Annotated in this window: 25 protein-coding genes; 8 read left to right on the forward strand and 17 right to left on the reverse strand. The window is 45.2% G+C overall.

The genetic code is table 11. The features are described 5' to 3' along the window. Nucleotides 1–7: 7 nt before the first annotated feature. The 7 genes from sucA to cdaS form a co-directional block, all read right to left on the reverse strand. A complete protein-coding gene (gene sucA / locus MHH91_RS10145; RefSeq protein WP_014470298.1) occupies nucleotides 8–2,842 on the reverse strand; it encodes a 2-oxoglutarate dehydrogenase E1 component in 2,835 nt (944 codons plus the stop codon). A gap of 227 nt (nucleotides 2,843–3,069) precedes the next feature. Beyond that, nucleotides 3,070–4,986 (reverse strand): vWA domain-containing protein, encoded by a 1,917-nt coding sequence (locus MHH91_RS10150; RefSeq protein ID WP_014470297.1) that lies wholly within the window; start codon nucleotides 4,984–4,986, stop codon nucleotides 3,070–3,072. 10 nt (nucleotides 4,987–4,996) lie between these two features. Next, nucleotides 4,997–5,887: an AAA family ATPase gene (locus MHH91_RS10155; RefSeq protein ID WP_013352535.1), complete on the reverse strand. Its 891-nt coding sequence runs from the start codon at nucleotides 5,885–5,887 to the stop codon at nucleotides 4,997–4,999. Nucleotides 5,888–5,964: 77 nt separating this feature from the next. After that, entirely contained in the window at nucleotides 5,965–6,555 is a 591-nt protein-coding gene (locus MHH91_RS10160; protein ID WP_014470296.1) for a superoxide dismutase family protein, read from the reverse strand. Nucleotides 6,556–6,635: 80 nt separating this feature from the next. Beyond that, nucleotides 6,636–7,874 (reverse strand): C40 family peptidase, encoded by a 1,239-nt coding sequence (locus tag MHH91_RS10165; protein ID WP_013352537.1) that lies wholly within the window; start codon nucleotides 7,872–7,874, stop codon nucleotides 6,636–6,638. 320 nt (nucleotides 7,875–8,194) lie between these two features. Beyond that, a complete protein-coding gene (locus MHH91_RS10170; RefSeq protein ID WP_340977718.1) occupies nucleotides 8,195–9,406 on the reverse strand; it encodes a macrolide family glycosyltransferase in 1,212 nt (403 codons plus the stop codon). Between the two features lie 118 nt (nucleotides 9,407–9,524). Then, complete coding sequence (gene cdaS / locus MHH91_RS10175; protein WP_013352539.1) at nucleotides 9,525–10,151, reverse strand: sporulation-specific diadenylate cyclase CdaS; 627 nt, start codon at nucleotides 10,149–10,151, stop codon at nucleotides 9,525–9,527. A 277-nt stretch (nucleotides 10,152–10,428) separates the two neighbouring features. On the opposite strand from cdaS, the gene MHH91_RS10180 reads away from it, so the two are divergent. Together MHH91_RS10180 and MHH91_RS10185 are read left to right on the forward strand one after the other, a co-directional pair. Further along, nucleotides 10,429–11,790 carry an MATE family efflux transporter gene (locus MHH91_RS10180; protein WP_340977720.1) on the forward strand — a complete coding sequence of 454 codons (1,362 nt, stop codon included), beginning with the start codon at nucleotides 10,429–10,431 and terminating at the stop codon, nucleotides 11,788–11,790. A 12-nt stretch (nucleotides 11,791–11,802) separates the two neighbouring features. Then, the gene (locus MHH91_RS10185) at nucleotides 11,803–12,639 is read left to right on the forward strand and encodes an STAS domain-containing protein (RefSeq protein ID WP_013352541.1); all 837 of its coding nucleotides are present in this window, start codon (nucleotides 11,803–11,805) and stop codon (nucleotides 12,637–12,639) included. A 35-nt stretch (nucleotides 12,640–12,674) separates the two neighbouring features. Here MHH91_RS10185 and bshB2 read toward each other — a convergent pair whose 3' ends face one another. The 4 genes from bshB2 to rarD all read right to left on the reverse strand — a co-directional run bounded on the left by bshB2 (nucleotide 12,675) and on the right by rarD (nucleotide 14,947). Next, a complete protein-coding gene (bshB2, locus tag MHH91_RS10190) occupies nucleotides 12,675–13,340 on the reverse strand; it encodes a bacillithiol biosynthesis deacetylase BshB2 (protein ID WP_013352542.1) in 666 nt (221 codons plus the stop codon). A 17-nt stretch (nucleotides 13,341–13,357) separates the two neighbouring features. After that, the gene (locus MHH91_RS10195; protein WP_007407960.1) at nucleotides 13,358–13,708 is read right to left on the reverse strand and encodes a YojF family protein; all 351 of its coding nucleotides are present in this window, start codon (nucleotides 13,706–13,708) and stop codon (nucleotides 13,358–13,360) included. After that, entirely contained in the window at nucleotides 13,705–13,983 is a 279-nt protein-coding gene (locus MHH91_RS10200; protein ID WP_013352543.1) for a hypothetical protein, read from the reverse strand. The genes MHH91_RS10195 and MHH91_RS10200 overlap by 4 nt, the downstream gene beginning before the upstream one ends. A gap of 67 nt (nucleotides 13,984–14,050) precedes the next feature. Continuing rightward, a complete protein-coding gene (gene rarD / locus MHH91_RS10205) occupies nucleotides 14,051–14,947 on the reverse strand; it encodes an EamA family transporter RarD (protein WP_013352544.1) in 897 nt (298 codons plus the stop codon). A gap of 97 nt (nucleotides 14,948–15,044) precedes the next feature. On the opposite strand from rarD, the gene MHH91_RS10210 reads away from it, so the two are divergent. Further along, on the forward strand, nucleotides 15,045–15,509 hold the full coding sequence (locus MHH91_RS10210; RefSeq protein WP_013352545.1) for an Hsp20/alpha crystallin family protein: 465 nt from the start codon (nucleotides 15,045–15,047) through the stop codon (nucleotides 15,507–15,509). A 33-nt stretch (nucleotides 15,510–15,542) separates the two neighbouring features. Here MHH91_RS10210 and MHH91_RS10215 read toward each other — a convergent pair whose 3' ends face one another. Beyond that, a complete protein-coding gene (locus MHH91_RS10215; RefSeq protein WP_013352546.1) occupies nucleotides 15,543–15,782 on the reverse strand; it encodes a hypothetical protein in 240 nt (79 codons plus the stop codon). A gap of 200 nt (nucleotides 15,783–15,982) precedes the next feature. On the opposite strand from MHH91_RS10215, the gene MHH91_RS10220 reads away from it, so the two are divergent. Further along, nucleotides 15,983–16,372: a tautomerase family protein gene (locus MHH91_RS10220; RefSeq protein WP_013352547.1), complete on the forward strand. Its 390-nt coding sequence runs from the start codon at nucleotides 15,983–15,985 to the stop codon at nucleotides 16,370–16,372. A gap of 335 nt (nucleotides 16,373–16,707) precedes the next feature. Here MHH91_RS10220 and MHH91_RS10225 read toward each other — a convergent pair whose 3' ends face one another. Beyond that, a complete protein-coding gene (locus MHH91_RS10225; RefSeq protein WP_014470291.1) occupies nucleotides 16,708–17,052 on the reverse strand; it encodes a winged helix-turn-helix transcriptional regulator in 345 nt (114 codons plus the stop codon). Between the two features lie 129 nt (nucleotides 17,053–17,181). Between MHH91_RS10225 and MHH91_RS10230 the strand changes: the two genes are divergently transcribed. Then, nucleotides 17,182–17,790 carry a nitroreductase family protein gene (locus MHH91_RS10230; protein WP_014470290.1) on the forward strand — a complete coding sequence of 203 codons (609 nt, stop codon included), beginning with the start codon at nucleotides 17,182–17,184 and terminating at the stop codon, nucleotides 17,788–17,790. A 42-nt stretch (nucleotides 17,791–17,832) separates the two neighbouring features. On the opposite strand, the gene MHH91_RS10235 is transcribed toward MHH91_RS10230, so the two are convergent. Beyond that, nucleotides 17,833–18,435 (reverse strand): alpha/beta hydrolase, encoded by a 603-nt coding sequence (locus MHH91_RS10235; protein ID WP_340977727.1) that lies wholly within the window; start codon nucleotides 18,433–18,435, stop codon nucleotides 17,833–17,835. Nucleotides 18,436–18,439: 4 nt separating this feature from the next. Beyond that, nucleotides 18,440–19,363, reverse strand: coding sequence for a ring-cleaving dioxygenase (locus tag MHH91_RS10240; RefSeq protein WP_014470288.1), 924 nt, complete (start codon nucleotides 19,361–19,363; stop codon nucleotides 18,440–18,442). A 185-nt stretch (nucleotides 19,364–19,548) separates the two neighbouring features. Between MHH91_RS10240 and MHH91_RS10245 the strand changes: the two genes are divergently transcribed. Together MHH91_RS10245 and MHH91_RS10250 are read left to right on the forward strand one after the other, a co-directional pair. Beyond that, nucleotides 19,549–19,749 carry a DUF3311 domain-containing protein gene (locus MHH91_RS10245; RefSeq protein ID WP_013352552.1) on the forward strand — a complete coding sequence of 67 codons (201 nt, stop codon included), beginning with the start codon at nucleotides 19,549–19,551 and terminating at the stop codon, nucleotides 19,747–19,749. Continuing rightward, on the forward strand, nucleotides 19,749–21,239 hold the full coding sequence (locus MHH91_RS10250) for a sodium:solute symporter family protein (RefSeq protein WP_013352553.1): 1,491 nt from the start codon (nucleotides 19,749–19,751) through the stop codon (nucleotides 21,237–21,239). The genes MHH91_RS10245 and MHH91_RS10250 overlap by 1 nt, the downstream gene beginning before the upstream one ends. Nucleotides 21,240–21,275: 36 nt before the next feature. Here MHH91_RS10250 and MHH91_RS10255 read toward each other — a convergent pair whose 3' ends face one another. Both MHH91_RS10255 and bglA read right to left on the reverse strand, forming a co-directional pair. Beyond that, nucleotides 21,276–22,754, reverse strand: coding sequence for a glycoside hydrolase family 30 protein (locus MHH91_RS10255; protein WP_014470287.1), 1,479 nt, complete (start codon nucleotides 22,752–22,754; stop codon nucleotides 21,276–21,278). A gap of 153 nt (nucleotides 22,755–22,907) precedes the next feature. Beyond that, complete coding sequence (gene bglA, locus MHH91_RS10260) at nucleotides 22,908–24,350, reverse strand: 6-phospho-beta-glucosidase BglA (protein ID WP_013352555.1); 1,443 nt, start codon at nucleotides 24,348–24,350, stop codon at nucleotides 22,908–22,910. A 248-nt stretch (nucleotides 24,351–24,598) separates the two neighbouring features. On the opposite strand from bglA, the gene MHH91_RS10265 reads away from it, so the two are divergent. Next, the gene (locus tag MHH91_RS10265; RefSeq protein WP_013352556.1) at nucleotides 24,599–25,324 is read left to right on the forward strand and encodes a GntR family transcriptional regulator; all 726 of its coding nucleotides are present in this window, start codon (nucleotides 24,599–24,601) and stop codon (nucleotides 25,322–25,324) included. Nucleotides 25,325–25,353: the final 29 nt, after the last annotated feature.

Raw genomic sequence — 25,353 nt, forward strand, 5'->3', positions numbered from 1 at the left:
TTCCCCCTTAGTTTTTGCGAGTCAAGCTATCAGATACAATGCGTTCCTGTTCTTTTTTGTGGACAGTCGGATCTCCTTCTGCGGGACTGGATCGTCTTCTTCGGCCGATGTATTGAACATTTACTCCTTTTGGCGCGATTTCCGTCAGATACGGGCTGATATAACTCCATGCCCCCATGTTCTGCGGCTCTTCCTGAACCCAAACGATCTCTTGCAAGTTCGGCAGTTTGGCGAAAAGCTCTTTCGCGTCTTTTGCCGGGAACGGATACAGCTGTTCGATTCTGGCAATATGAAGCCAATCCTTATCGCCTTCCATTTTGTTGAAGTGATCGCTGATGTCAATTGACACTTTTCCGCTTGATAATACAACGCGAGTCACTTTTTCGTAAGCGTGGGAAAGACCGGATTGCTCATAGACAGGCTTGAATCTGCTTTCGCTCAGCTCCTGTACTTCAGATACCGTATTCGGGTTGCGGAGCAGGCTTTTCGGCGTCATGATCACAAGCGGACGGATTTCTTCACGAAGCAGCATTTTCGCTTGTCTTCTTAAAATATGGAAATACTGAGCCGCACTTGTCAGGTTGGCCACCGTCCAGTTGTTTTCCGCCGCCAGCTGCAGGAACCGTTCGACGCGTCCGCTGGAGTGTTCAGGCCCCTGTCCTTCGTAACCGTGAGGAAGCAGCATGACTAATCCTGATTTTTGTCCCCATTTTGCCCGTCCTGCAGATATGAATTGATCAAAATAGACTTGAGCCGCATTGGCAAAGTCCCCGTATTGCGCCTCCCACATCACAAGAGTTTCAGGCGAATACACGTTGTAACCATACTCAAAACCGAGAACCGATCCTTCAGAAAGCGGGCTGTTATGCACCGCAAATGAAGCAGCGCAGTCGTCTAAATGATGGAGTGCAACAAATTCTTTGCCTGTTTCGCTGTCATGCAGCACAAGGTTTCTTTGAGCGAACGTTCCGCGCTCTGAGTCCTGCCCGGTCAGCCGGATCGGAGTGCCGTCTTTCAAAATGGAAGCAAACGCAAGCGATTCAGCCAATGACCATTCCACTTTACGGTCATCATCAAACGCTTTTGCACGTCTTTCCAAGATTCTTTTCAGCTTGCCGAACACGTTAAAGGATTCCGGCCAATTGATGAGTTCGCCGTTCAGCTTGCGGAGAACATCAAAATCAATGGCTGTGTCAACGTCAGGAAAACCGTTGGATACCGGTTCCGGCAATTCGATTTCCCGTACGGCATCTTCTTTTTTGGCGGGCACCTTTTTATAGGCGTCTTCAATTCGTTTTGTCACTGTCGCTTCAATGTTTTGCGCTTTTTCCTCGCTGATCAGTCCTTCACTTACGAGTTTTTCCGCAAAGATCCGCTTGACAGTCGGGTGTTTTCTCACGGCGTCATACAGCATCGGCTGTGTCGTGGACGGCTCATCCATTTCATTGTGGCCGTACCGTCTGTACCCGATTAAATCGATTAAGAAATCTTTATTAAACCGCTTCCGGTATTCCACCGCAAATTTAACGGCTGACAGACACGCTTCAGGATCATCGGCGTTGACGTGAACGATCGGGATTTCATAACCCTTCGCCAAATCACTGGCATATTTCGTAGAGCGTGATTCATCGCTTTCAGTTGTGAAGCCGATCATATTATTGGCGATGATGTGAATGGCCCCACCGACCTGATAGCCTTTCAAAGAACTTAAGTTCAGCGTCTCAGCGACAATTCCTTCTCCCGGGAACGCTGCGTCACCGTGAATTAAAATGGCGAGCGATTTTGTTTCGTCTTGAACCGGGTACCCCTTTTGCGTTCTTGTTTCCTGTGCCGCCCGCGTGCTTCCTTCAACAATCGGATTGATGAATTCCAGATGGCTCGGGTTATTTGCAAGCGTAATCCGGGCGCTTTTGGTTTCAGCATCCTGTAACTGTCTGTCTGCACCGAGGTGGTATTTTACGTCTCCCGTCCAGCCGTAGCTGATTCCGGTCGAGCCTTCAGACGGTACAAGGTCTTTATTCGGCGCGTGCTGGAATTCTGAGAAAATAATCTCATACGGTTTGCCGAGCACGTGCGCGAGGACATTTAAGCGGCCCCTGTGCGCCATCCCGATATTGACATTGGTTGTGCCTGCTTTCACAGACTGGGCGATAATGTCGTCAAGAACAGGCACAAGTGCGTCTAATCCCTCAATTGAGAAACGCTTCTGGCCGACGAATGTCCGGTGTAAAAATTGTTCAAATCCTTCTACTTCCGTCAGTCTTTCTAAAACGGCTGACAGTTTTTCCGGTGAATTTTTCCGGAACAGTTCTCCGGATTCGACCATTTTTGTAATCCATGCCCGCTCTTCGAAATCATGCACATGGTCAAATTCGAAGGAGATGGTTCTTTTATACGTATTGCGTAAATGCTGGATGGCTTCTAAGCCGTTCGTTATATTGGCAGGTGCGTCTTTACAAATGACAGACGCGGGTATTGCTTTCATTTCTTCTTCTGTAAGCCCGTACTCGGATAACGGAAAGAGCTCGCTCTTTTTTTGATCCTTTCTGAGCGGATTGACGGAAGCGTTCAGATGGCCATAGGTTCGAATATCTTCTGCAAGTTTAACTGCTGCTGCGATCTTTTGAATCAGATCTGCGGTGACTCGTCCCTGTTCCTTTGTTCCCGATGCCTCTTTTATTTGGCTTGGCGGAGCGCCGAGTTCGTCAAACATGTCTTTCAGATCCGGATCAATACTGTCTGGATCTTCAGCATATTGGTCGTACAGCTCCAGTGCGTAGCCGAGGTTCGGTCCGTAAAAATCTTCCCAATTCATTCTTTGTTTCATATTATTTTGAAACATTTGAATATTACCCCCAACCTAGATAATCAAGTGATCAATTCACTATCTTGAAATAACTTTTGAACGCTGTGCCCAAAATTATGTAATAAAAACGCTTCCAAGGGTATTTTACCACTGATTGCGTTTGGATTCTACCTTGATTGTTCACAAAATAGTAAAAAAAACAGATCCATAACGAAAAAATTAAATCATTTTAAAATAAAAAGCGAAAAAGCATAGGAAAAAGCCTATCCTATGCTTTTATGAAGCAGTTTTTTCAAGAGCGGATACAGCACATCAGGCAGCTGATCGACATCCGGAACAAAAATACTGTACTTTCCGTACATATCCTGAATGGTTTTCATCTGTGATTCTTCTATCGCAGTATTGGACAGAAAAACATTTATGACTTCTATCCCTCTTTTTCTCGCTTCGATGACAGCCTCGCTCGTATCGACGATGCCGTTTTGCTCGTAGCCGAATGCCGCCGGCTCTCCGTCTGAAAACACGATTAAAAACTTTTGCGCCTCACTCCGCCGCATCAGTTGTTTCGTCATTTGTCTGATGGCATATCCGTCTCTGTTATCTTCCTCCGGCGCAAGCTGCATGATCAGCGGTCCCGCCGCCTGCAGCAGCGACTCTTCAAACGGAATCACGGTATTGAAGAAATTCGGCTGGCTCGTTTCGGTCGCTTCGTTTGTATCCTCCCAAAATCCGACGATTTGGTGCGGGACGGACACTGATTTCAGGGCTTCATGGAATAGAACAATCCCTCTTTTTGTTTCATCCATTTTGTCGAACATGCTGGCCGAACAATCGACAAGCAACGTAAAAACGGCGTCAATTTCCGAAGAGGGGTCTTGCTTTTTATAGAAAAGACGCGGATTCCGTTCTGTAAAGTAGCGGAGCAGCTTGCGATTCAGCCGGCCCGCGTGAAGGTCGGTCCGCGGGAGCGTTTTTTTGTGTTCAAGTGTCTTTTGTATCATCTGCTTCAGGCGTTTTTGATATGATTCTATCGTTTTCGCCTGTTCTTTATAAGACTGCTCCTCCTCGGGCGATGCTTTATGAGGCGTTTGGTAAACCGGGAAAGCGAACTTGTTTTCTTTTCCGTCGGCAAGCCCCGCGCCCTCATGTTCATCCTGTCTGGATTCAAGCGCCTCAAGCTTGGAGTAATCCTCTCTTTTCGTCTGCCGTGCGGAGCCTTGAACGGAGCCGAGCGCCTGATCACCGTCATCCCCTTCTCTGGCGGCGCCTTTCCCAATATCTGATTTCGCGCCGTGCTCAATATCAAATTGAAGGAAACTTTTCGACGGCGCTTCGGTTTCCCGATGCCACGTATTCATTTTCTCTTCATGGATATCTTCATCTCCGTCGGAAGACTCAGGGAGCGTGATGTCGTCGCTTAATGACGGCGCTCTTTTGATGCTTTCGAATAAAGGCTCTTCAGCCGCTTTCTCATAATCAAGTTCCGGCAGAAAAAAGTATGTGTTCAGCATATCTTTCTCCAGCACTTCATCAAGGCCTTCCATGAGGTCTTCTGTTATTCTTGCGATCTCTTTCGTAGAATCCGCCTCATACACCCGGATGAGCTGGCGTTCAATATATGGTATCATCATATCAATATCTTCCTGCATGGAAGGAATGCCTTCAAGCGGAGACTCCGCCGTCAGCTTGACAAATATCGCGCAGTACAAAGCGTCAGTGAAAATGCTTCGTTCTAAATTCAGTGTCAGCTGCGTTGTGAAATGTTTCCTGTACATCTCCCTCCGCTTCTGAAATACACGTTTCGTCCCCGGCCGCTCTTTTTTGATCAGCTCTTCAATTCTGATATCCTCAAGCAGCATGAACAGCTGCTTTGCAAAGCTTTGGCGGTTGAAGCGCCGGTGAACGTCATTTAAAAACCCGGCAAATTCCCGGAATGAGCTGCTGCGTGTGCCGACAGCGCGCAAATACACATCGCTTTTCAGGCCGGCTTCCATATCCCCGGCTGACCTGTCTTTCCAAAAGTGGCTCATATAAATTTTCTTTTCAAAGGGATTGTAGTAAGACTGCACGCCGTATTCCACTTCCACTTCACTGCTTCGGGTCAGTGTTTTGGCCAGATCAGTCAGCATCATGAACAAAAACGAATCGATCGTGCTGTCGTTAAATTTGATAAACTTCATTGTACATTCCTCATTCGAACAGCGTTTCTGCAATATTTCTGACAGCGGCTTTTTCCCTGTCGTCATCAAGTTTTTCCACAATGCCTCTTTCAATCGCCCGTTTCGGCGGAATGTACGCAGCCAAGTCGCACGTATCAATGAGAGCCCTGATGGACGCCGCTTCCTCTGACACTTGTCCGTTATGCGCTTGTGCGATTAAATCAGAAGACAATGTCATAAACCGCTCAATTAATTTATCATCTTTTAAAACAGATTGAGAGGTCAGAACCTGTTTCAGAAGGCTTCCTTTAATATACGGCACATCAATAATGACAAAACGGTTTTTAAGGGCTTCGTTCAGCGGCACGGTGCCGACATATCCTTCATTAATAGCGGCGATGACACCGAATCCTTCGTTTGCCTTAACCACTTCTCCTGTAAACGGGTTTGTCATCATTTTTCTGTAATCAAGCACGCCGTTCAGAATCGGAAGGGTTTCAGGCTTCGCCATATTGATTTCGTCAATGTATAAAAAATGTCCCTCGTTCATTGCGGTTGTTACAGGTCCGGGAACGAATTCAATTGTCGCCTGGCCCTGTTCATTTTCAATCGTTTTATAGCCGACAAGCGCTTCTGCATCGAGGTCTACGGAGCAGTTGACGCTGTGCATCGGTTTATGAAAATAGTTCGAAAGCGTTTCCGCCAATTTTGTTTTCCCTGAACCCGTCGGTCCTTTTAATAGAATATTTTTTCCCATTGTCAAAGCGATGACCGCATCGAATATAATCGCTTTATCTTCGGCTTCATAGCCCGATGATCCGATTAAATCCTGAAATTCTTGGGAAACGGGATGATTTTGATAAGCTTGCAGTTTGTTTTGTATATCTTCCGGCAGTGATAAGTGCTGTAATTCTGAAGTCATAGGTGATGTTTCCTTTCCATTTGGATTCCATAACCGAGTATACTAAAAAAGCCCTTGTATTCTCAATACAAAAGGGCTTATTCCCTGCGGGCGCTTTTTTTCAGAGGAGCGCAGGCGATTCTGGCTCCGGAATTTCCGCTCGGGTTTGTTAAATAATCGTCCGTATGTTCATGAATGATGAACGCGCTCCCGTCCCGGTCAAGCAGGCTGAGTCTGCTCCCTTCTTTTAACGAAGTTTGCGGCGCATTCATAATGACATCCACTTTACCGTCGGCACCCACTTCAAGATTGGGAAGATCTCCGGCGTGATGCCCCATCGGATTGTTGAAGCCGTGTTCTTTATTCAAAGGGTTGAACGGCCCGCCGGCTGATTCGAAATCAGGTGTCTGACACACCCCTTTTTCATAAATGTGAAATCCGAGAGAAGCGCCGGGGGGCAGATGTCCCGCTGATATATGAATGTCTGACCCTTCATCATCAGATTCTTTCACTTCAATATAACCGATATTTTTTCCGTTTTGATTGATGAGTCCGGCATGCTCACGGTATGCAGACGCTTCCAATGCGCGGCTTTCTCCATGTTTTTTGGACGGAACAGGAGCGGGTCCGCCCCCGCAGCCGCAAAGCGTAATTGATGCGAGCATGAGAAAAAACAAGAGACGATTCATGGATTCTCCCCCTTATTTTTACCCATCAGTCTTGTCAAAACGTAAAAATGATAAACAAAAAAAGCCCCGAAAGGCTTTTTTTAAAAATAACTGCGTGCTCCTAAATAAGCTTTTTTCCAATATGGATTGCTTAAGTTTGAAACTTCAACCCCGGAGGAGCTGGCGTGAATGAAATCTCCTCCGCCCAAATAAATTCCCATGTGAGATGGGCCCGCTTTATATGTCGTAAAAAAGACGAAGTCGCCTGCTGACGGCTGGCTGATATGTTTCATTGTATTCCAGTATCCGGCCGTGCTCAGACGGGAAACGGAGCCTACCTTATTTAAGAGGTAATAGATATAGCCGCTGCAATCGAATCCCGCAGGCGTATTGCCCCCCCAGCGGTAAGGCACGCCGACATATTTTTTCGCTTCGCCAATCATTCTGTCAATCTTTGATCCTGTCACCGGAGGTTCCGGAGTATTTGGTTTGTTTGGCTTGGCCGGTTTGTTTTCCGGCTGGCGCACAGGGTCTTCTGTTTTTTCCGTCCCGTTAATCACCAGAACTTGTCCGATTTGAAGCACATCAGTTGTCAGTTTATTTTTTTCTCTGATGAGCTGGGCGGTGATGCCGAACCGATTGGCAATTTTCCAGAGGGAATCGCCTGGTTTTACTTTGTAAGTGGATGGCTTCTCAGAAGGGTTTGAATGAGATGGCGGTGTTGCGCCGCTGTTTCCGTTATGTGAAGAGCCTTTGGTTTTTAATACTTGATTCGGATACAGCATGTCTGACGTTAATTGATTCAGCTTTTTCAATTCAGCTATCGTAATGCCGATTTGATTGGCGATTTTCCACAGCGAGTCACCCGGTTTTACAGTGTAAGTCCCTGATGCGCCTTTATCAGGCTTTGTCTGTTTGCCGCCTCTGTCCGTGCTGCCGGCGGAACCTTTAACTTTCAGTTTTTGGCCCGGATAGATGACATCTGAACTCAAACGGTTCAGGCTTCTCAGCTCAGAAACACTCATGCGGTATTTTTTTGCGATCACCCATAAGGAATCTCCGTATGTAACTGTATAAGCACCTGTGCTTTTTTTTCCTTTTTGGTCCGTTTTATGTGTGCTGCCATCAGGAATATTCAGCCGCTGTCCGGGGTGAAGTATTGTAGATTTCAATTTATTTTCCGTCTGGAGGGCTGAAATGCTTGTATGATATTGTCGGGAAAGCTTCCAAAGAGAGTCGCCGCTTTTTACTTGGATGGTTTTTGCTTCAGCGGGATGCACGGCGAAGGTTGAAGTCATTACTGCAGATACAGCCAGACCGGCTGCGATTTTTTTCTTCATATAACGAAAAACCTCCTATTTATCATTGCTGAAAGGGACGTTCCTTTTCTTTGAACGCCGTCTGTTATTCAGAATTCATTCAGAAGTCGACATCATTTCTGTTTCATTTGACCTTAGATCATCACCAATGCCACACATTTTACATAAATTGAGAAGATTTCACAAAAGACTTTGGAATCATTTTCATAACATGGCTTTTTTCCGCGACATTCCACCTTTCTTGTCTGTTTTTCATACAATTCTCTTTGTGTCAGGAAAAATCCTTCCCGAAAAACAACCAAAAAAACCCGCTTCCTATAAAGGAAACGGGAGATGGCTGATTACAGAACCCGGGTCTCGGCAGTTTTTACGTCTTCCAATATCAACTCTGCTGCACGCTGTGCTCCCCCGGCCGCTTTCAGGGATTCTCCGATTTCATCAGCTTTTTTCTGATATTCAGGGTTTTCGCTCAACTCTTTTATTGCTTCAGTGAGCAGTTCCGCCGTCACATTTTCTTTTTTAAACATCTTGCCCGCGCCTGTGTTTTCCACTTGGCTTCCGACGGCGAACTGATCAGCGCCCATCGGAATGACGATCATCGGGGTTTTGAAGTAAACCCCTTCGCTCGTACTGTTCATTCCGCCGTGCGTGATAAATAAGTCCGCTCTCTTTAAGATCTCAAGCTGCGGAACATAAGGCTTTACAATAACATTCGCCGGGATTTCATCAAGCTCCGCCGGATCAAGATGTTTGCCGATTGACATGACGACTTTTCCTTTAAAGTCCCTGACCGCTTTTAAGCATTTATTAAACAATTCCTTCTGGTTGTTAAAAATCGTACCCATTGAAATAAACAGGACGTTTTCTCCTTCAAGCTGTTCAAACGGAAAATCATGAGCGGCCGCCCTGTCAGTTATGGACGGACCGACAAAGAGGTAAGAATCACCGAACTCTTCTTCTTTCGGCTGAAAAGCTCTTGAAGTAAACACGATGGTTTTTCTGCCGTCATTTGAGAAAATATCATACGGCGTTTTAATGTCTGCGCTGAATTCTTCATTGAGCAGGCTGACCGCTTCGGTATAAGCCGGATAATGGGATGATTCCTCTGATACAAGGTTTGTATTTGAGAAGACCTCTTTAATAAATGCTTCATTCATTGCAAATGTCGTGCAAAGTGAATATGCCGGCAGTTTCAGCATGTTTCTCACGAGCCTGCCTGCCAGAAAATGATGATCATACATGATGTAGTCGTAGGATTCATCTTTTACTTCCTCAAGAATACGGAGTGCGGCTTTTTTAGAAGTCTCAATCATTAATAGCAAAAACTCTGTAGCGTCCCGCTGTTCATCACCCGTTGCGTTTTTTCCGAATTCATCTTTCCGGAAATCCTCATATTCACGGAATTCCGCTCCGCTTGCCGCGATTTTGTTCTCATATTCCTTCACGCCGTAATATACGACATGTTCGCCCTTTGCCTTTAATTCTTTTACAACGCCTAAAGACGGGTTAATATGGCCTTCTCCCGGAAAACCGATCATCAATACATTTGCCATCTTTCCACTCCCTATTCTTTTAAATTTTATGTATATTTAAACGATAACATCAATACAGAAAAAGGTAAAGATGTTCACTTCATTAATATTAAATAGGTACAATATTCCCATTTTCTTATTATTTCGTGTGAAGCGCCCGCGGCGAAACAAGCGGATACAGTCCGCCGTCTTTAGCAAAGGACATTTTTCCCGTTTCTTCTGAAACAACGAGGACGAGTGCATCAGTCACGGCTGAAAGCCCCATCGCGGCCCTGTGGCGCGTTCCGTATTTAAGATCAACATTTTTTGTTGTGAGCGGAAGCACATTGGCTGCTGATACCACACGGTTTTCTCTCACCAATACGGCTCCGTCGTGAAGCGGATTGCCGGGATAAAAAATACTTTCAATTAAAGCTGAACTGATCTCGGCATGCAGACTTGTCCCTTTTTGTATCATTCCGTCCAGCGGTTCTGTACGTTCAATCACAATCAGCGCCCCATGCTTTTCTTCTGCCAGATGCTGCACGGCTTTCGCCAGCTCTATATAGGAAGGCGTAAAATGTTCGATATATGACTGCAGGTAAAATGACGAAGCAATAGCCTGCATTTCCTGAAAGGTATGTCCCAGTTCATCTAGTTCGCAAAGAAGGCATTGATCTTTTTCATCCAATGTCCCCAGTATCATTGCGGCATCCTCCGTAATTTGTTTCAAATACGTTTGAACGGCAGCGGTAAACGCACTTTCCGACATTTGAATGTGTTGCATGTCACTTCAGCTCCTTTCCCTTATTTTCTGCATCGCGCGCATGGATATGCGCCGCAGTGTGCACGATAATTATGAAAGGAGGCGGACTTGATATGGAATTCGCACGACTGATGCAGTATATTTGCACCTTTTTAGGGGTCATTTCACTTTCATTCATTTATGCCAAGATGTTTAAAAGGCCGAAACCGGATAAAAAAGAGTAGACCGGGCCTCATTGCTTTTTATACATAAAATGTTATAATTTCTCTCGTTAAAATAAAGAAACGGGGAACCTAACTTGAGAGAAACAAACACGATCGGCCAAAAGGTCAGACAGCTGTTACATATCTTTATTCCGATTTTAATTACACAGGCGGGTCTTTCTTTGATTACCTTTTTGGATACGGTGATGTCAGGGAAAGTGAGCGCCGCTGATTTAGCCGGCGTTGCAATCGGTTCAAGCCTGTGGACACCGGTTTATACGGGGCTTGCAGGAATATTGATGACCGTTACGCCCGTTGTATCGCAGCTGTTTGGAGCCGGCAGACAAAAGGAAGCGCCGTTTTCCGTCATCCAGGCCGTTTATGTAGCAGCCATTCTCAGTGCGGCAGTTATCGTTATCGGCTTTTTGACTGTTGATTTGATTTTGGGACATTTGGGCCTGGAACCGCATGTCCGGACGATCGCCAAACACTTTTTAGGATTTTTATCCCTCGGCATTTTTCCTTTGTTTGTCTACGCCGTTTTGCGATCGTTTATTGATGCGCTCGGCAAAACGAGAATCACTATGCTTATTACGCTCTGCTCATTGCCTATCAATTTTGTCTTGAATTATGTGTTTATTTTCGGGAAATTCAACATGCCGGCATTGGGCGGAGTCGGTGCGGGTCTTGCCTCCGCCCTGACTTACTGGTGTATTTGCGCCATCAGCTTTTTTATCGTCTGCAGATTTGAGCCGTTTGCCGGATACTCTGTATTTCGGAAGCTGTACCGGTTTTCTCCGTCAGAATGCAGAAAGCTTTTGAAAATCGGGTTGCCGATCGGTTTTGCCGTATTTTTTGAAACGAGCATTTTTGCGGCTGTCACACTGCTCATGAGCCATTTCCAGACGGTGACGATTGCAGCCCATCAGGCGGCAATGAATTTTGCTTCCCTGTTGTATATGCTGCCGCTCAGCGTATCGATGGCGCTCACCATATTGGTCGGCTTTGAAGCAGGCGCAAAACGCTACAGGGATGCCCGTTCATACAGCTATATCGGGATTGTGATGGCCCTTTGTTTTTCTTTATGCACGGCGGCTTTCATTTTGCTGTTCAGACCGCAGATCGCCGGAATGTATACATCAGACCCGGACGTGCTCATTTTGACGCAGCATTTTTTAATCTATGCACTCTTTTTCCAGCTTTCTGATGCCGTAGCAGCTCCGATACAAGGCGCTCTGAGAGGATATAAGGATGTCAATTATACACTCGGTGCGGCGTTTGTTTCTTATTGGATCATCGGGCTTCCTCTCGGTTACGCAGTCGGCACCTGGACAAGCCTCGGGGCATTCGGCTATTGGATCGGGTTAATTGCAGGACTCGCCGCAGGAGCTGCCGGTTTATTCTTCAGACTGCTCAAGCTGCAAAAGCGTTATATGAAAAAAATGATGATTTCATAAAGGAGGCGCAGCATGCCAAAATATATACTGCTGTACGATTATTTAACCGAACGGGCAGAAGACATCAGTCAGACATGGTTTGATACCCTTCATGATACGGATCCTGATTCTGTTTACGCTTCTTCTGACCCGGCGGTGCTCACGAATCTGAAAAAACAAAATCTGGCGTTTAATTATCAAATCAATCGGATTTTTTCTGAGGAAAAAGAAGTTTATACGGCGGCATTGGAAAAGTGGGCGTTCGAAGCCGCACAGGATAAAGAACATTTAAAAACTCCTATCCATTACATCATTCGCGAGTTTATCAGAGTTCGTGATTTGTATGTCGGCCATGTGAAGCAGTTTACCAGACTGCATTCAGACACCGTGACAGAGGAAGATGCCGAAGATATATTCCATACGCTGATTAAATCATTTGATGTGGTCATTCATATTTTCATAGAGGAGATGTATAAAAACACAAACATTCAGCTTGAAGCTCAAAAAGAATTGATTACCGAACTGAGCTCACCTGTCATTGTGCTTTTTGACAACGTCGGACTGCTGCCTCTGATTGGGGATATTGACACGGCAAGGGCCAAAATGATCTTGGAGAATACGCTGCACCAGTGTTCAGAGAAGCGGATAACACAGCTGTACATTGATTTATCAGGCGTGGCCATGATTGATACGATGGTTGCCCAACAGCTTTTCACCTTAATTGAATCACTCGGAATGCTCGGCGTGAAAGCGACATTATCCGGAATCCGTCCTGAAATCGCCCAAACCGCGGTGCAGCTCGGACTTAGTTTTTCAAATTTGTCAATACGGTCTTCGCTCGCTGAAGCGATCGCTTCCGATCTGACGTAAAAAAGGATAAGGCTAAATGCCTTATCCTTTTTTTATCAGTCTTTCCACGGATATGTCCAATACACTTCTTCTTCAAACCAGGTCTGGAGAACCGGCTCATTATTTTTTATTTTTTCTTCCAGCTCTCTCAGCATGCCTTCCGTTTGAGTGCGGTGTGCTTTTAAGGCATTCATTTTAATATCGGCGACCTCTTTAATATCAAGAATAACATCAGGTTTGCCGACAGCTTCCTCCCTGTTACGGGTAATTGCCATGCAAAGCGTGCGCGGGCGGTCTTCTTTTTTCTTTCTGTAAAGCGCTCTGATGACCGCTTCGCCGCATGCATCATGATCCGGATGGACGCCGTGTCCAGGATAGAATGTGACAATCAGACTCGGTTTTACATCGTCGATAATCTCCTCCATCATATCCGCGAGCCACTCGTCATCTTCAAATTCAAGTGTTTTATCACGAAGCCCGAGCATTCTCAGGTCAGTGACGTCCATTGCCTTGCATGCGTCAATCAGCTCTTGCTTTCTTAACAGCGGCAGTGTTTCACGGTTCGCGAAAAAGGGATCTCCCATGTTCCGGCCCATTTCGCCAAGCGTTGCGCATGCGTACGTAACGGGAATATCTTTTTGTCTGTGTAAAGCAATCAGTCCTGCCACTCCGTATGATTCATCATCAGGGTGAGGCAGGATGACGAGTACATGTTCTTTCATGATTTTCACCCTTTTCTTTAAACTGTAAACGGTTTTTCGCTGATTTGAAGCGAAATCGCCAATTTACCGCCCGGCAGATGCCCTGCCATTAACAGGCGGTTTTCGTCATCCACTGTATATTCAGTCAAACCTTCTGCATAAATCCAGCCCTCTTCTGTTTTCAAACCGACGCGGTACGGGCCGTTTCCTTTGATTTTCGCCTGATGGTACGTCACTTTGGCATTGCGTATATAGGCTACAACCGTCATGTTTTTCTCATTCAGATGCGCTGAATAAGACCCGGTCGTTGTTTCCAAATGGATATATACAGGACGATCGGCATATCGTTCTAAAGAAGTTTGCACATCTTCTTTTATGATCGCTTTCATAGCTGCTCCCCTCTTTCTTCTCGTAAAAATTGCAAACGCTTCGTATGTAGTTCAACCAATTCATATTTCTCAATCGGCTGCAGCCGGGAATCTACAATTCGCTGCACCGCCAGAGCAAACTTTTCCTCGGGCGTCTTCCGGAGCCTCGGATGTGTTCTTTGATCAAGCAGTTCAAGATCAATTGCCTTCTCCGCTTCTTCAAGAGTTGAAGCCGGGAGTGTGCGGTTATTCCACAGTGCTTGATAAGCTTTGGCTATGTCTTTATCAGTGCCCATTGTACAGCTCCTTTACATACTCGTAATGATTATACATAATTTACGCTTCCGCTGGAAAGCGAAAGGCTTAGCGGCTTTTTAACGGCCGTTTCCATTTTATCTGTGAAAAGGTAAATAAGAGCAATGCCGCCCATATACAAATAAAAGTAAACGCTTTTTGACCGGAAAACGGTTCATGATACACAAATACGCCGAGCATAAGGGTGATGGTCGGCGATATATATTGCAAAATGCCGACTTGATACAGCGGCAGACGCTTTGCCCCCTCCGCAAACATTAACAGCGGCAGGGCCGTAAATACGCCTGCGAAAAAAAGCAGCGTCCATGTTCCTGCACCCAAAGACCCAGAAGCGTTCCCGTCAGCTGTATAACCTAAATAAATAAGGGCAGCCGGAGTAATCAGAAGCGTCTCCAGCGTCAGCCCGATCATACTGGACATGCGCGTTCTTTTTTTGCATAAGCCGTAAAGGCCGAAGCTGAATGCAAGCAGCAATGCGATATAAGGAACCGCGCCATACTGAAACGCAGAAATAATGACGGCCGCCCCGGCAATAGAAACGGCCGCCGCTTGCATCCTGTTCAGCTTTTCTTTTAAAAATAGGATGCCCAAAAGAACGGAAACAAGCGGATTAATATAGTACCCGAGACTTGCTTCAAGCAAAAAGCCGTGATTGACGGCCCATATGTACACAAACCAATTAACGGAAATTAAAACGGAAGCAAAAAACAGCGCCAGCAGGCCTCCTTCAGATTTCAAAAGACGCAGTTCACGCCATCCGGTTTTCCACTTCTTAAGAACAGTTAAAAGCACGCACATGAAGACAAACGACCATAAAATCCGGTGAGCTAAAATGTCCAGTGCGGGTATATGTTCAAGAAGTTTCCAATAGACCGGAAACAGCCCCCACATGGCGAAAGAACAAGCGGTATAAATGATTCCTTTTCTTGCGGTATTCCCTTCCACGGCCTTCCCCTTCCTTTCTGTAAACAGATTATATTATATCACGGGAAGCTTCCGGCGGGCATATACTATGTTGTCCGTTAAGAAAGGGTGAGATGCCGTGTTTGATTGGAACAGATATTTTCCCTTCCAAAATCAGTTCTCGAAAGAAACGTTTAAAAATGCTGATCCGAAAGATGTCGAGACCTATGTCAACCGAGTAATGGAAAGCGTATTCGGTGCCGATTATGCCGGGCAATTCCCTTTTCGTGATCCGATGTCGAAGAAAGCTGAGCCGGTCGAAGCAGAACCGCCCAAGCCGGAAATTGACATGTTTGAAACATCAGATCATGTTTTTGTGAAAATTCCCGCCGAACAGGATGAACTCGACCGGATCAGGATTAAGCATACGTCACACAGCCTTGTTGTAGAGAACAGCAGTCTGGCGGAGGGAAAAAAAGAAATCGTTCTTCCGAGCCTCGTCAAACGGAAAGGAACAAAAGCAGTCTACAAAGACGGGATGATTGAAGTCATGTTTTCAAAACAGGAAGACTACAATTTATCGGAAGTGGAGATTTTAAGATAAAAAAAACGGCCCGCGATATGGGCCGTTTTTTCTTTAATAAAATGGCGGATAACCGCCAACTCCCGGACCGAAACCGCCGTATGGGGCGCCTCCGTATCCGTAACCGGCGAAACCGTACGGATACCGGGGTCTCGTAAAACCTGTGGCAATCACGCCTCCGAGAAGGCCGCCTAAAAACCCGCCGAATAAAGGAGCGCCGAACAAAAAAGGACTTCTCGCCGGAAATCCGGCAGGTCCGAAATTCCCGCGATACAATGCATGACGAGGGTACATGTTTTTTCCTCCTTTATGTCTGCCTATTCTTAAAGGTATTCACAAAGTGAGGAAATTGATTGGGCGATTGTAAAACGATGTGTTCTCTCAACCATTACATCAATATATAAAATCATGGTTATAATTTGAATATCTTTTGATTAACTGTTATACTTTTTTCACAAACTGCGACAATATAAAACCAACAGGAGGAAAAAAATATGCCATTACTTCGTTTTGACGTCATTGAGGGACGGGATGACGCAGCATTAAAAAAATTACTGGATACCGCCCATGGCGCCATGGTTAAAGCGTTTAACGTCCCTGTAACAGACCGTTATCAGATCGTCCACCAGCATCCGCCCCATGAGCTCATCATTGAAGATACCGGGCTCGGATTCAAAAGAAGCAAAGACCTTGTCATCATCAGCATTGTCAGCAAAGCCCGCACCGAACATCAAAAAGAAACGTTGTATAAACTGATGGCTGAACAGCTTGAAACAGAATGCGGCATATCACCCGAGGACGTCATGATTTCCATTACAGAAAACGGGAACGCCGACTGGAGCTTTGGGCTTGGGGAGGCTCAGTTTTTAACCGGAAGTTTGTAAAACGCCGCCCGGCTTAGCTAGTGAGTTGTATGTATCCTTGTTTCGTATGCGGAAGTAAAGGATTAAAGAAAAGTCCTGTTTATAATGACATTCGATATCTGCTCCTGCTGCGGGATTGAGTCCGGCTATAGCGAGGTCTATGACGTAAGATTTGGTGTTACTGCAACGCCTTATCTTTTCATTGAAACAGCATTTCAGTTGTACTGGAAACATGGTTTTGAGGAAAGAATCTTCTCCGGGGGAATCATTTCCTTCTGGACATTTTTTTATATCAACGGTTTTTACGAAGAGTGAACATCATATTATGAAGAAAAGGCTGCCTTTGGCAGCCTTTGTTATTCATGGCATGTTTCGTCTTTGACAGATGCCCCGGGCTCGCAAAAACTGTCTGCCCATTTTTGCATTTCCTGAAAAACGGCTTGCAGGGCCATGCCTTTATCAGTCAGCTTGTAAATGACTTTGACAGGTGTTTCAGGCAGCACCTGGCGCTCGATGATTTCATTTTGTTCCAGCTCTTTGAGCCGCTCCGCGAGCATTTTTTGGCTGATCGTCGGTATGGTTTCGGTCATATCTTTAAAACGTTTCGGCCCGTCCATCAGTACATGAATAATAAGGCCGTTCCAGCGCTTTCCCAAAAGCGAAAAAGCGGATTCCATTTTAGGACACATTGTATATCCCACGTAAGTTCATCCCTTCATCTATGAATTGACAAGTTTTCTGTAATCCATTAAAATTAGTTCCCGAGTTACATTTAGTAAGCTTCTAACTTTTCTATTATGATAACACGTTTATCCGAAGGAGGAAACATGATGACATCCGTATTAGACGTTTTAAAAGAACGCGCATCCGTTAAAGAATACGATAAAGATGCGGTCATTACAAAAGAGGAATTAACAGAACTTCTGGACATTACGACGCAAGCCCCATCTGCCTGGAACCTTCAGCATTGGCATTTCCAAGTATTCCACAGTGATGAAGCAAAAGCCGCCCTGCTACCGGTTGCTTTCAATCAAAAACAGATTATTGATTCATCAGCAGTCATTGCCGTATTAGGCGACTTAAAAGCAAACGAAAATGGTGAAGAAGTTTATTCTGAACTGGCTGAGCAAGGCAATATCACAGAAGAGATTAAACAGACGCTGTTAGGCCAGATTAACGGCGCATACCAAAATGAACAGTTTGCCCGTGATTCAGCATTTTTAAACGCTTCTTTAGCAGCGATGCAGCTGATGCTTGCTGCTAAAGCAAAGGGCTATGACACTTGCGCGATCGGCGGATTCAATAAAGAGCAATTCGTTAAGGAATTCGACGTGAGTGAACGTTTCGTGCCCGTCATGCTGATTTCAATCGGTAAAGCCGTTAAACCGGCGCACAAAAGCAACCGGTTGCCTGTATCACAAGTGTCAACTTGGCTGTAAGCCGAAAAAAACCTTAGTCCGCTTATGCAGACTAAGGTTTTTTTATAAGAATCGCTCACTGTACCAAATTCGTGCCTGCTCGGCTTCCTGCTGTGTGAGCTGATGGCCGCCCTCCTGCCAAACAAGAGAAACGGATGCACCAGCATCTGTCAGATACTGATAAAGCTCCTCCGATTCTTCTTTTGTACACAGCGGATCCCGTTTTCCTGCCCCGATAAAAACAGGCTGCCCTGCCATATCAGGGAGCTTCACTCCGCGAATCGGCACCATGGGATGATGCAGAATCGCTCCTTTCAGTACGTCTTTGTAATGAAACAAAAGACTCGCTGCAATGTTGGCGCCGTTTGAATAGCCGGCAGCAATCACTTTTTCTCTGCTAAATCCGTACATTTGCGCCGCTTCATCGATAAAATTCTTTAATTCTTCCGTCCGTTCAATTAAATCTTTCTCGTCAAATACGCCTTCTTTCAGCCGCTTAAAAAAACGGGGCATGCCGTTTTCAAGCACTGATCCTCTGACCCCGAGCAAACTTGCATTCGGGTCGATAAAACGTCCGAGTGAGAGGAGATCATGTTCATTTCCCCCCGTTCCGTGCAAAAGCCGCAGGACATTTTCTGACGTTCCCTGTTCAAACACATGTTTCATTAGATCAATCTCCTTTCACCATTTTGGGTAGAATGGCGGTAATTTGACTGCGGTGCTCTTCCAGCCATTCCGGAAGCTTCAGCTCTGTTCCGAGATTTTCAAAGGATTCATCCGTCATAAAGCCCGGTTCATCGGTTGCCATTTCAAATAAAATGCCGCCGCTTTCTCTGAAATAGATTGATGTAAAGTAAGACCTGTCAAGAATGTCAGATGAAGCAAGATGAGAATCAGCAAGAATGTCCTTCCATTCCGCCTGCTCTTTTTTGGTGGTGCGGAATGCGACATGATGCACTGTCCCGTAACCGCCGGCACCTGCTTCTTTCGGTGCAAGGTCAACATCTATGATATGTCCGATCCGTGCCTCCGATTGCAGTCTGACAATCTGATTTTCTTCTCCTGTCTTGGAATAACCGAAGCGTTCCATCAGAAATTGAATGGTTGCTTCAGGACGGTACGAGTACAGAAGAACACCTCTCATGCCTGTAATCGCTTCTTTTTCAGTAATTCCCGAAGGGGTCCATTCACTCTGTCCGCTTCTTTCATCTTCCATTATGGCAAGCGGCAGATCTTCTGTATCATCAAAGAGGAGAACTTGTTCAGACAGCATGGTCTCCTCTATTACAGATACGCCGTTTTCTTCAAGCCGGCGCTGCCAAAACGGGAGTGCTCCTTTCGGCACAGAGAAATAAATTCTTCCGGCCTGTCCTTTTCCCACGGTTCCCGGGCGGCTTCCCTGAAAAGGGAAAAATGTAATAATCGTGCCCGGTTCTCCGTTTTGGTTGCCGAAATAAAAATGATATGTGGCCGGGTCATCAAAATTAACGGTTTTCTTAACGAGCCGCAAGCCCAATACTTCAGTATAAAACCGAAGATTTTCAGCAGGATCTTTCGCAAATGCGGTAACATGGTGTAATCCTTGTGTATTCATTGTACTCACTCCTAAATATCTTGAATTCAAGATATTAATTATTTTAATTTAATATGAATGTTGTTGCAACTAAAGTGTTTTAATTAAAAAAATTATAGAATTCTTTTTTTTCTGAAAAATATCTTGTGATCTTATCTGACAACTGCTATGATAAGGAGCATTATCAGGGTTCAGGAGGAAAGTAAATGGTCAGAAAAGCACTAATTTTCATTCTTATTTTAATCCCTTTCAGCCAGCTGGCCTTTCTGTCAGTCGCTAATCGGGTTCATCCGATCATTATCGGGCTGCCTTTTTTTCATTTCTGGCTGCTTTTATGGATCGCAGTCACTCCTTTATGTTCGTTTCTTATTTATAGGCTGCAGAAGAAGCAAGGAGGATTGGACTGATGCCCGCAAATATAACAGCATTGATCATTACTGCCATCATCGTTTTAACTGTTGTCTGCATCGGCTTTATAGCCGGGAGAGACAAATCATCACGCACTTCTGTTGAGGAATGGTCTGTCGGCGGCAGACGGTTCGGGGGGCTCCTCGTCTGGTTTTTAGTCGGTGCGGACCTTTATACGGCTTATACGTTTTTAGGCTTGACCAGCACCGCCTATACAGGGGGAAGTGTTGCCTTTTTTGCAATCCCGTATTCTGTTTTGGCGTATTTTATTGCTTATTTCTTTTTGCCGAAGCTGTGGAAAGTGGCAAAAATCCACAAATTAACGACACTTGCCGATTACGCCCGTGAGCGCTTTGACAGTAAGCTTTTGGCAAGTCTTGTCGCCATTGTCGGCGTTCTTATGCTCATTCCTTATATCTGTCTCCAGCTGAGCGGCATTCAGGATACGCTTCAGGTGGCCGGAACGGGTGTCATAAATGTCAATATGGTCGTTATCATTTCCTTTATGCTTGTAGCGCTGTATACCTTTTTCAGCGGAATTAAAGGGCCGACGTTTACGGCTATTATTAAAGACATCCTGGTGTGGGTGATTATGCTGTTTATGGTCGTGTCACTCCCGCTGATCCATTTTCACGGCTGGACGCCGATGATTGACACGTTGGCGGAAAAAGCGCCGCAAATGCTGACGATTCCTACCGCGGGGCCGAAAGGAATTCCTTGGTTTATCACCGCTTCCATCGTATCTGCGCTGGCGCTCTTTATGTGGGCTCATGCGGCGACTGGCGTATTCACGGCAAAAAGCGCAGATGCCGTCCGCAAGAACAGCATGTTTCTGCCGCTTTATAATATTGTTTTGATTCTTGTTATTTTTCTCGGGTTTATCGCGTTTCTTGTCCTGCCGGACGATACCAATCCACGGCTCGCTTTATTGAAGCTGATCCAAATGTCTTACGGAGGGGTCGCTCAGGGCTTTGCTTACTCCACGATCGCTCTTGCGTCTTTGATTCCCTGCTCTATCATGGCGATCGGAGCATCAAACTTATTTGCGAATAACTTATATCGGGATTTGATTCATCCGAACGTATCACAAAGCAAGCTGACGATCATCACCCGTTCAATGGTATTTGTCGTCATCGGGCTCGCGCTATTATTCGGCATGCTGTTCCCGACGGCGCTCGTTACGCTCCAGCTTCTCGGTGTTTCCGGCATGGTTCAGATTTTTCCGGCTATCGCCGTCAGTCTGTTTTGGAAAAATCAGACGAAGGAAGCAACCATCATCGGACTTCTCGTCGGTCTTATTGTGACATTCACCGTAAACATCACCCAATCGGCCCACGGTGTTTATGAAGGCTTCTGGGGTTTGACTGCTAACATGGCAGCCGTTATCATCCTGAACCCGTTTTTTGTAAAAAAAGCGGCTTCAAACGCTGTCAAAGACGGTTTATTCGGAAAAGCGCCCTCTGATAAAATGAATCAAAAAGGCGCTTAACAGAAAGAAGCCGGCACGTAAATGTGCCGGCTTTTTTTACTTTTTGTGCTGCCATTTGTAGGTAGCGACGGTTTTAGCCGGGATAACGGCTTCGAACTGCCGATCCTCTGAAACGACATGGAATTTTTGCTCCGCAGATGTCTGGTTGATCACGACTGTTACAATGGATTGATCAGGATTAAGAAACGATACGTTCGAAACTGTGTTTTTGGAGCCGTAATTACTTTCTATCCGTTTTGCTCCGCGGTCGACAAATTTTGAAAAGTTGCCTGTCATATGATAGATCGGGATATTCCAATAGCGGTCAGGATTTTTAGCGTCCTGAATAAACAGCGTCGGATCCGGGGTGCCTATCCAATGATGCGTCTTAATTTGACTGTCGAGCATCGTCACCCACGCATTGTAGCTGGACGCGCCGTTGCGGAAATACTGCGCGATCCGGTCCGCTCCTTCTGTCCCCCAGACAGACCGCTCCGTTAAGTGAATAGATTTATCAGGATATCGCCTTCCGATTTCCGACATGACGGAAAGGTCTCCGTCATAATCATGAAAAGCAATGCCGTCTGCCGCCTGGTTTCCTTTTTTATCATCTAAAATCGGCGGAATATAGTTCCACGCCCCGCTTGCATTGTGATCATAAATCCAAATTTTCGTGTCAATTAAATGTTTCTTCATTTCTTTTTTTAAGGCCTGCGCCAGTTTGCGCTGCTGAGACGGCGGCATATACATGCTCGGATAGTCAATTTCCAGCAAAGGTTCATTTTGAAGAGTCATCGCATAAATCGGGATCCCTTGCTTTTCGTACGCTTCAATAAATTTGCGGAAATAAACGGCCAGCTCGCTGATATATTTATCTTTCAGCTTTCCTCGCTTGAGATTTTCATTCGTTTTCATCCATGCGGGCGGGCTCCACGGTGAGGCAATGATTTTCAGCTTCGGATTTATCGCCAGCGCTTCCTTGATGGTTGCTGTAATGTGTAAATCAATATCCTTTTGAATCGAGAAATGTCTGAGCTTAGGATCTTTTCGGCCTTCAGGCATATCGTCATACGTATAAAATTCCTGGGCCGTAAAATCTGATGTCCCTATCGTTATGCGCATGACGTCCATGCCGATGCCTTCATTGGGATCAACCAGTTTTTTCAACACTTCTTTTCTTTTTCCGGGCGACATTTTCGATAAATTAGAGATAGTGGATTCTTCCAGAGATGATCCTATGCCTAATACACTTTGATAGCGGTGCGACGGATCAATATACACGGCAGTGGAGTCAGAAGCCTTCTTTTTTGTCAAAGTCAGTGGGGTTTGTTCATCTAAGGCGTATTTCACTTCTTTCGGACCGTCATACCATGTACGGGAAGCCGGATCTTTTTCCGAACTGTACCACACCCTTACTTTGTTTTTGTCCGGAGCTTTCCGATCAGTCGCATACACTTCGGTTTCCATGCTGCCTGATAATAAAAAAGAAAGCAAAAGAAAAGCCAGCGTCATGTACAGACCTTTTTTAAAAAACATAACCTCATCATCCCCTTCCTGGGTTTTATAAAAGATTCAGAATGAAAAGCCGGACAGTCACCTCCTTTCCACCAAAATGAATGCGCTTTCAAAAATACTGATAAAAAGGGCGGCTTCACACAGTCGTGAAGCCTTCTCTTTTAACATACACATTTAGAATATATATGAGCCGTTTGTTTCAATCACTTTTTTATACCATTCAAATGAGTCTTTCTTAAACCGCTTCATTGACCCGCTGCCTTCATTATCCCGGTCAACATAAATCATGCCGTAGCGTTTTTTCATTTCTCCGGTTGTAAATGATACGATATCGATAATTCCCCACGGTGTATAGCCCATTAGATCCACTCCATCATATGTGACTGCTTTTTCCAAAGCTTTTATATGTGACGCTAAATATTCAATTCTCGCTGTGTCATGAATGGAACCATCCTCTTCTACCGTATCAATGGCGCCGAATCCGTTTTCCACTATAAATAACGGAATCTGATAGCGGTCGTATAAACGGTTTAATGTGTACCGTAAACCGGTCGGGTCAATCGCCCAGCCCCAATCACTCGCTGTAATATAGGGGTTTTCCACGCCGTTTGGTAATCCTCCGTTTACGACATCCCCCGTATTATCGTTTAACACATCACTTTTTACGGTTGTGGACATGTAATAGCTGAATCCGAGATAGTCCACCGTGCCGTTTTTCAAAATCTCTTCATCACCGTCTTCAAAGTGTATCTGATAGCCTTCTCTTTCAAACTCTTTTAACGCATAGCTTGGATAATATCCGCGCACCTGCACATCCGGGAAGAAAAAACGCTGTCTCATCGTTTCTTCAGCCAGCATCACATCATCCGGGTTGGAAGAGTACGGATAAATCGGAACATGTGACACCATCGCGCCGATCCGGAAATCAGGGTTGATTTCTTTTCCCTTCGAAACAGCCAATGCGCTTGCAAGGAGTTCGTGATGGCCGGCCTGATACATGACTTCTTTTGCGTTTTCGTTTTCTTTGACGGCGACACCTGAATTCGTCCATAAAAAGATCGGATTATTCACATCCATCTTGTTGTTGATTTCGTTAAACGTCATCCAATACTTCACTTTATGTTTGTATCGTTCAAAACACACTTCAGCGAATTTTACAAAAAATCCGACCGTTTTTCTGTTTCTGAATCCGCCGTATTCCCTTGCGATATGCAGCGGCATCTCAAAATGTGACAACGTGATAACCGGTTCAATCCCATTCTTCAGCAATTCGTCAAAAACCCGGTCGTAAAAAGCAAGTCCTTCCTCGTTAGGCTCTGTTTCATCACCTCTAGGAAAAATTCTGCTCCAGCCGATGGACGTTCTTAAGCATTTTAGTCCCAGCTCGCTGAATAATGCGATGTCCTCTTTATAACGATGATAAAAATCTATAGCTTCGTGATTCGGGTAAAATTCCCGCTCTTCAATTGTATCTGTTATTTTCCGGGGCACACCATGCGCGCCTGCCGTCATGACGTCCACTACACTCGGCCCTTTGCCGCCTTTGTTCCATCCCCCTTCAAATTGATGGGCGGCTAGAGCGCCTCCCCATAAAAAGTCTTTTGGCAATGTTCCCATCGTTCATATCCTCCTTTATTTGACCGCCGCTTGTTTTGCCGAATAGTCCTCCGCGGCAGCTCACACATCCGCTTTGCAAGTTTGGAAGAATTCAATCCCTTACTTTTCATATTATACACTCACATTATAATTGTACCGGTACAATTTTTCAATACATAAACAGTTATACTTATTTTGCGAAATGGCTTTTAAAAACGATTATGCTATAATTCTGAAATAGCGGGACAATAAATAAATGAGGAATGTATATGTTAAAATACCAGCAAATCGCGATGGATATTGAAAAATATATAGAAGAGCATCAGCTTCAGCAAGGGGATAAACTGCCTGTGCTGCAAACTTTAATGACTCAGTTTAACGTGAGCAAAAGCACGATCACCAAGTCCTTGGATTTATTAGAAAAAAAGGGGATTGTGTTTCAAGTGAGAGGAAGCGGCATTTTTGTCAGACGGAATAAAAGAAAAGGGTATATCAGCCTGCTTTCTAATCAGGGATTTAAAGAATCACTTGAAGATTTTAATGTCACCTCAACATTATTAGCGCTGGAAGTGAGAAAGCCCACGCCTGAGGCTGCGCAAAATCTGAATATGCCGTCTGACGGCGACGTGTATTATGTCAAACGAATCCGGTATATTGACGGGAAGACATTATGTATCGAGGAGTCATTTTATAACAAATCGATTATTACGTATTTGAATAAAGAGATTGTGTCAGATTCAATTTTTGATTATATTAGGGATGGTCTCGGATTGAAGCGCGGTTTTTCAGATTTATACTTGTACGCGGGGATGTTAAATGAGGAAGAAGCGGAGTACTTAGGGCTGTTTACAGGAGCGCCTAAGCTTTGCGTTGAAACGATTTTTCATTTAACCAACGGCCAGCCGTTTGACTTTTCAAAAGTCACCTATCACTACGAACAATCACAGTTTTTCATCCAGGCGAACAGCCACCTATTTGAACAAGAAACGACGTAAGCTGTGGTGCTTGAACAGAAAACACCCAA

Origin of the sequence: Bacillus sp. FSL K6-2819 (assembly GCF_038008305.1) — a bacterium.
Lineage (GTDB): Bacteria > Bacillota > Bacilli > Bacillales > Bacillaceae > Bacillus > Bacillus amyloliquefaciens.